8 protein-coding genes are annotated in these 6719 nt (G+C 73.5%); 7 read left to right on the top strand and 1 reads right to left on the bottom strand.

Annotated features, from left to right (window positions below; genetic code table 11):
* The first annotated feature begins 303 nt into the window (after positions 1–303).
* From aroC to nusB, 6 genes are all read left to right on the top strand, one after another.
* Entirely contained in the window at positions 304–1482 is a 1179-nt protein-coding gene (gene aroC / locus ACGFIZ_RS19755) for a chorismate synthase (protein ID WP_393421153.1), read from the top strand.
* Positions 1479–1991 carry a shikimate kinase gene (locus ACGFIZ_RS19750; RefSeq protein WP_393421151.1) on the top strand — a complete coding sequence of 171 codons (513 nt, stop codon included), beginning with the start codon at positions 1479–1481 and terminating at the stop codon, positions 1989–1991. Before aroC ends, ACGFIZ_RS19750 begins: the two co-directional genes overlap by 4 nt.
* A 70-nt stretch (positions 1992–2061) precedes the next feature.
* Positions 2062–3141, top strand: a complete 1080-nt coding sequence (gene aroB / locus ACGFIZ_RS19745) for a 3-dehydroquinate synthase (protein WP_393421149.1) — start codon at positions 2062–2064, stop codon at positions 3139–3141.
* On the top strand, positions 3138–3578 hold the full coding sequence (gene aroQ, locus ACGFIZ_RS19740) for a type II 3-dehydroquinate dehydratase (RefSeq protein ID WP_393421147.1): 441 nt from the start codon (positions 3138–3140) through the stop codon (positions 3576–3578). Before aroB ends, aroQ begins: the two co-directional genes overlap by 4 nt.
* Before the next feature lie 691 nt (positions 3579–4269).
* Positions 4270–4827, top strand: coding sequence for an elongation factor P (gene efp / locus ACGFIZ_RS19735; RefSeq protein WP_347670152.1), 558 nt, complete (start codon positions 4270–4272; stop codon positions 4825–4827).
* A gap of 23 nt (positions 4828–4850) precedes the next feature.
* Complete coding sequence (gene nusB / locus ACGFIZ_RS19730) at positions 4851–5261, top strand: transcription antitermination factor NusB (RefSeq protein ID WP_347670155.1); 411 nt, start codon at positions 4851–4853, stop codon at positions 5259–5261.
* An 81-nt stretch (positions 5262–5342) separates the two neighbouring features.
* Here nusB and ACGFIZ_RS19725 read toward each other — a convergent pair whose 3' ends face one another.
* Positions 5343–5831 (bottom strand): transcriptional regulator, encoded by a 489-nt coding sequence (locus ACGFIZ_RS19725; protein ID WP_145777310.1) that lies wholly within the window; start codon positions 5829–5831, stop codon positions 5343–5345.
* A 284-nt stretch (positions 5832–6115) separates the two neighbouring features.
* Between ACGFIZ_RS19725 and pyrR the strand changes: the two genes are divergently transcribed.
* Complete coding sequence (gene pyrR / locus ACGFIZ_RS19720) at positions 6116–6700, top strand: bifunctional pyr operon transcriptional regulator/uracil phosphoribosyltransferase PyrR (RefSeq protein WP_393421142.1); 585 nt, start codon at positions 6116–6118, stop codon at positions 6698–6700.
* The last annotated feature ends 19 nt before the right edge of the window (positions 6701–6719 follow it).

Below are 6719 nucleotides of genomic sequence, written 5' to 3'. Positions count from 1 at the left end.
CGGCGACCCCCACCCCGCGGGGGGGGCGCGGGGGGGGGGGGGGGGGCCCGGCCCCCCCCCCCCCCCCGCCCCCCCCCCCCCCCCCCCCCCCCCCCGGGGGGGGGGGCCCCCCGGGGGGCGCCCCCCCCCCCCACGCCCCGGCGTCCGCCTCGCGGGACGCCGTGGCGGATCTTGGTGCGAAACGGCCCCGCCACGGGCCGGTTCGCACCAAGATCTCGGAGCGGCGCGCGCGACACCGTCCGCTACGCGGGACGCGGTGGGCGGCTCGTCGGGGGGTGACGCGGTCGTGACAGACTTGCCGACGTGTTGCGCTGGCTGACTGCAGGTGAATCGCACGGTCCCGCCCTCGTCGCGATGCTGGAGGGCGTACCCGCCGGGATCGAGGTGACCAGCGGCGAGATCGCCGACGAGCTGGCCCGCCGCCGGCTCGGCTACGGCCGGGGCGCCCGGATGTCGTTCGAGCGGGACGAGGTCGAGATCATCGGCGGGCTCCGGCACGGGCTGACCCTGGGCAGCCCCGTCGCCATCCGCGTCGGCAACTCCGAGTGGCCGAAGTGGCAGACGGTGATGGCCGCCGACCCGGTGGACCCGGAGGAGCTGGCCCGGCAGGCCCGCAACGCGCCGCTGACCCGCCCGCGTCCGGGCCACGCCGACCTGGCCGGCATGCAGAAGTACGGCCACACCGACGCCCGGCCGATCCTGGAGCGCGCCAGCGCGCGGGAGACCGCCGCCCGGGTCGCCGTCGGCACGGTGGCGAAGGCCCTCGTCCGGCAGGCGCTCGGCATCGAGATCGTCTCGCACGTGGTGGAGCTGGGTCCGGTCGCCGCGAAGCCGGGGCTGCGCCCGACGCCGGAGGACGCCGCGCGGATCGACGCCGACCCGCTGCGCTGCCTCGACCCGGACGCCAGCGCCCGGATGGTCGCCGAGGTCGACGCCGCGAAGAAGGCCGCCGACACCCTCGGGGGCGTGGTCGAGGTGCTGGCGTACGGGGTGCCGCCGGGTCTGGGCAGCCACGTCCAGTGGGACCGCAAGCTCGACGCCCGGCTCGCCACCGCGCTGATGTCGATCCAGGCGATCAAGGGCGTGGAGATCGGCGACGGCTGGCAGCAGGCCCGCTCGCGCGGCTCCGAGGCGCACGACGAGATCGTGCCGACCGCCACGGGCGTACGCCGGGTGACCGACCGGGCCGGCGGCCTGGAGGGCGGCATCACCACCGGCGAGCCGCTGCGCGTGAAGGCGGCCATGAAGCCGATCTCGTCGCTGAACCGGGCCCTGGCCACGGTCGACGTGACCACGGGGGAGCCGGCGACGGCGATCAACCAGCGCTCGGACGTCTGCGCCGTGCCGGCCGCCGCGGTGGTCGCCGAGGCGATGGTGGCGTTGGTGCTCGCCGAGGCCGCCACCGAGAAGTTCGGCGGCGACTCGGTGGCCGAGATGCGCCGCAACCTGGCGGGCTACCTCGACTCGCTGGTCATCCGGTGAGCGCGACCCGGCCGGTGTGCGTCCTGGTGGGGTCGCCGGGCTCCGGCAAGACGACCGTCGGGCAGGCGCTCGCCGAGCTGCTCGGCGTGGAGTTCCGCGACACCGACCAGGACATCGAGCGGCTGGCCGGCAAGCCGATCCCGGAGATCTTCGTCGACGAGGGCGAGGCGCACTTCCGTACCCTCGAACGGGCCGCCACGGCCGCGGCGCTGGCCTCCTGCGCCGGGGTGCTTTCCCTCGGCGGCGGCGCGGTGCTCGCGGAGGAGAACCGCGCCGCCCTCGTCGGGCACACCGTGGTGCACCTGAGCGTCGAGCTGCCCGACGCGGTCAAGCGGGTCGGGCTGGGCGCCGGCCGCCCGCTGCTGGCGATCAACCCGCGGGCGACGCTCAGGCACCTGATGGAGCAGCGTCGCCCGCTGTACGCCGAGGTGGCGACCGCGACCGTGGTCACGGACGGGCGGACGCCGGAGGAGATCGCGGCCGAGATCGCCGCCCTGCTCAAGCCCTGACCCCCGACAGCCAACCACCCAGTGGACAGGCGACCGTCCGGGGACGGGCGCTGGGCTAGGGTGGCGGGCGATGAACGAGGTGACTACCCGCATCCCCGTCGGCGGCGAGCGGCCGTACGACGTGCTGGTGGGACGGGATCTGATCGACGCCCTACCGTCGCTGCTGCCCGGCGCGGCCCGGGTGGCGGTGCTGCACGCGCCGCCGCTCAAGGCGCTGGCTGACGCGATCGGCGAGCGGCTGGCCGCCGCCGGGATGGCGCCGCTGGTCGTAAAGGTGCCGGACGCCGAGGCGGGCAAGGCGATCGAGGTGGCCGCCGCGTGCTGGGACCGGCTCGGCGAGGCGGGGTTCACCCGGACCGACGCCGTCGTCGGGGTCGGCGGGGGCGCCGTCACCGACCTGGCCGGCTTCGTCGCGGCCTGCTGGCTGCGCGGGGTGCGCTGGGTGCCGGTGGCGACCTCGCTGCTCGGCATGGTCGACGCCGCCGTCGGCGGCAAGACCGGCATCAACACGACGGCCGGGAAGAACCTGGTCGGCGCCTTCCACCCGCCCGCCGGCGTGCTCTGCGACCTCACGGTGCTGGACAGCCTCCCGGCGGTCGATCTGGTCGCCGGGCTGGCCGAGGTGGTCAAGTGCGGGTTCATCGCCGACCCGGTGATCCTCGACCTGGTGGAGCGGGACCCGGCGGCGGCCACCGACCCGCACGGCCCGGTGGTCCGGGAGCTGATCGAGCGGGCGATCCGGGTCAAGGCGGACGTGGTCTCCGGCGACCTGCGCGAGTCCGGGGTGCGCGAGGTGCTCAACTACGGCCACACCCTGGCCCACGCGATCGAGAAGGTGGAGGGGTACCGCTGGCGGCACGGGCACGCCGTGGCCGTCGGCACGGTGTACGCGGGGACGCTGGGCCGGCTGGCCGGCCGGCTGGACGCGGCCACGGCCGAGCGGCACCGCAGCGTGCTGGCGGCGCTCGGGCTGCCCACGAGCTACCGGGCCGACGCCTGGCCGGCGCTGCTGGCCACGATGCGGGTGGACAAGAAGACCCGGGGTTCGAAGCTGCGGTTCGTGGTGCTGGACGGCCTCGCCCGCCCGACGATCCTGGAGGGCCCCGACGAGGAACTGCTGCACCGGGCCTACCAGGAGGTCGCCTCATGAGGGTGTACGTGCTGAACGGGGTCAACCTGGGCCGGCTGGGCACCCGGCAGGTCGACGTCTACGGGCTGACCAGCTACGCCGATCTGGTGACCATGTGCGTGGAGACCGGCCGGGAGCTGGGGCTGGACGTGGTGGTCCGGCAGACCGACGCGGAGCACGAGCTGGTGGGCTGGCTGCACGCGGCGGCCGACGAGCAGGCGGCGGTGGTGCTCAACCCGGCGGCCTGGTCGCACTACTCGATCGCCGTGCGGGACGCCTGCGCCCTGCTGCGCGGCCCGCTGGTCGAGGTACACATCTCCAACATCCACGCCCGCGAGGAGTTCCGGCACCACTCGGTCGTCTCCGCGGTGGCGACCGGGGTGATCTGCGGGCTGGGCGTGGACGGATACCGGCTGGCTCTGCACCACCTGGCCCACCGCCTCGGCGCCCGCGCCTGAGCGCTCGGCCGTTTCGCGCCCCTGGCCGCTGTCTGGCTATCGTGCCCGTGCCCCGGCCCGTGCGGTGCCCCGGCCAGTGGCACCCCACCGGCCCGTGCGGTGCCCCGGCCAGTGGCACCCCACCGGCCCGTGCGGTGCCCCGGCCAGTGGCACCCCACCGGCCCGTGCGGTGCCCCGGCCAGTGGGGTGCCGTGGACGTCCCACGAGGACTCGTTCCCGCCGAGCTGATCGTAACTTCCTGTAGCCGGGAGAGTCTGTCACGGTCTGCTACCTTGGGTCCGCAACCCGTAGGCCCTTCTTGACGCTTTGCTCTGCACTCATATCCGCAACACGCGCCTGACCTGCGACTAACGGTCTTCCTGTTCGTGTTGGCCGGCACAGGAGCGATCACGATGAGTTGTTGTCGCGTCGGTGGGTGCAGAGCAAAGGGCGGAGCCGAGGGGTGGGTGACTTCCGCTCTGACAACTCTTCGTGACTGTTCGCCACGGTGGTCCGCCCGCCCGCGTGGGGAGTGCGGCGACGGAGCGCCCGCGGCACGGGGCCGGCTGTCCGCGCGGCACCAAGCCGCCGGCCGCGCGGCCCTGGCCCCCGCCGTCCCCGCCGTCCCCGCCCGGCGGGCCCGGCACCCGGCTCCGGGCAGCTAGTAGACTTGCCAGGTCTGTCCGCCAAATTCATGATCACAAGGCAGGAAATGGCCACCACCAACGACCTGAAGAATGGCCTGGTACTCAACCTCGACGGGGAGCTGTGGGCCGTCGTCGAGTTCCAGCACGTCAAGCCCGGTAAGGGTGGCGCCTTCGTGCGTACCACGCTGAAGAACGTGCTGTCCGGCAAGGTGGTCGACAAGACCTTCAACGCGGGCACCAAGGTCGACACCGCGACCGTCGACAAGCGCACCATGCAGTACCTGTACGCCGACGGCGAGGACTACGTCTTCATGGACCTGGAGACGTTCGACCAGATCACCGTCCCCGGCGGCACCGTCGGCGAGGCGGCCAACTACCTCCTCCCCGAGGCGGAGGCGATCGTCGCCACGCACGAGGGCGTGCCGCTGTACATCGAGCTGCCGACCTCCGTCGTGCTGGAGATCACCTACACCGAGCCGGGCCTGCAGGGCGACCGCTCGACCGGCGGCAACAAGCCGGCCACCGTCGAGACCGGCGCCACCGTGCAGGTGCCGCTGTTCATCACCACCGGTGAGAAGATCAAGGTCGACACCCGCGACGGCCGTTACCTCGGCCGCGCCTGATGGCCGAGGGTCCGAAGCAGCAGATGCCTGCGCGCCGCAAGGCGCGCAAGCGGGCGCTGGACGTGCTCTACGAGGCGGACCTGCGCAGCCGGCCCCCGGTGGAGGTGCTCGCCGGCTACCTGGAGCGGATCGAGAAGCCCCACCCGGAGCACCTCGGGTACGCGGTCGGCCTCGTCGAGGGGGTGGCCGCGCATCTGGACCGGATCGACGAGCTGATCGCCAGCTACGCCGAGGGCTGGACGCTGGACCGGATGCCGGTGGTCGACCGTAACCTCGCCCGCATCGCGGTCTACGAGCTGCTGTACGTCGACGAGATCGACGACGCGGTGGCGATCAGCGAGGCCGTCGAGCTGGCCCGGCAGATGTCGACCGACGACTCGCCGCGCTTCCTCAACGGCGTGGTCGGCCGGATCGCCGAGTACGCCACCCGCTGAGGAATCCGACACCGCCACCCGGCGGGCGCACACGACGACGCAGGGCCCGCGCCGACGGCGCGGGCCCTGCGTCGTGAGGGGTCAGGACGCGAAGAACGCCCGGGGGTCGGCCACGAGCACGCCGTGCTCGGTGAGGCGCTCGATCAGGCCGGACGGCGAGGCGTCGTAGACGATCGCCAGGGCGCGCAGGTCGTCGGCGCGGATGGAGAGCACCCGGCCGTTGTAGTCGCCCCGCTGCTGCTGGATGGCGCGGGCGTACCGGGCGACGTAGGCGAGCTCCTCGGAGGCGTCGTCGTAGAGCCGCTCCAGGTCCAGCACGATCTTGCTGGTGGGCTCGTGGCGAACCCCGCTGCCGTCCGGCAGCAGCTCGGAGACGGGCACCCGGTAGAAGTCGGCCAGCTCGGCCAGGCGGGACACCGTGACGGCGCGGTCACCCCGCTCGTACGAGCCGACCACGACGGCCTTCCACCGCCCGTTGGACTTCTCCTCCACCCCCTGCAGGGACAGGCCCTGCTGCTGGCGGATGGAGCGCAGGCGGGCGCCCAGCGACTTGGCGTATTCAGAGGGCATTCGGTCTCTCCCAGTGCTGCACGGGGATCTCCCCAGCTTTCACTACGGAGCGTGACGGTACGGGGATTGCGACACGTGGTCAAGTGGTCGTGACCCTACCGTTGGCAAGCGCCGGGGGAGTTGCCCGGTTTCGCCGCCCTGATCCGGGGGTCAGTACCGCCGTCGGCATGCCCCGTGACCACTGGTAACGTGGCTGGAGCCCCGGTCCGGTCCCTTCGTGGCCCGCCGGCGGTGTCAGACGTCCTTTAACGACCCGTCCCGTGAGGCGGGGAAGGAGGTCCGCCGTGGCCTACCCACCGGCTGCCCACCCGTCGCCGGCACGACAACCCTCGGTGAAGGTGATCCTCACCGCAGCGGACGTCCCGCGCGTGGTGGACCGCATCGCCCACCAGATCCTGGAGAAGACCCAGGGCGCCGCCGACACCGTGCTGCTCGGCATCCCCACCCGGGGCGCGCCCCTGGCGCGGCGGCTCGCCGACCGGATCAGCACCTTCGAGGACGTCGCCGTCCCGGCCGGCGTGCTCGACATCACCCTCTACCGCGACGACCTGCGCCGGCAGGCCACCCGCGCGGTCGGCCCGACCCAGCTCCCGCCCGGCGGGATCGACGGCAAGCGGATCGTCCTCGTCGACGACGTGCTCTTCTCCGGGCGTACGGTCCGGGCCGCCCTCGACGCGCTCAGCGACCTCGGCCGACCCGCCTCGGTGCAGCTGGCCGTGCTGGTCGACCGCGGCCACCGGCAGCTCCCGATCCGCGCCGACTACGTGGGCAAGAACATCCCGACGTCGCTCGCCGAGAGCGTCAAGGTCACCCTCGCCGAGACCGACGGCGTCGACGAGGTCAAGCTCTACGGGGGTACCCCCCTGTGAGCGCGAGGAGTGCAGCGAA

The sequence above is a fragment of the Micromonospora sp. NPDC048830 genome (assembly GCF_043198215.1).
In the GTDB taxonomy this organism is placed as follows: Bacteria; Actinomycetota; Actinomycetes; order Mycobacteriales; family Micromonosporaceae; genus Micromonospora.
The sequence above is the reverse complement of the archived record's forward strand: the minus strand, read 5'-3'. Positions and strand labels throughout refer to the sequence as shown.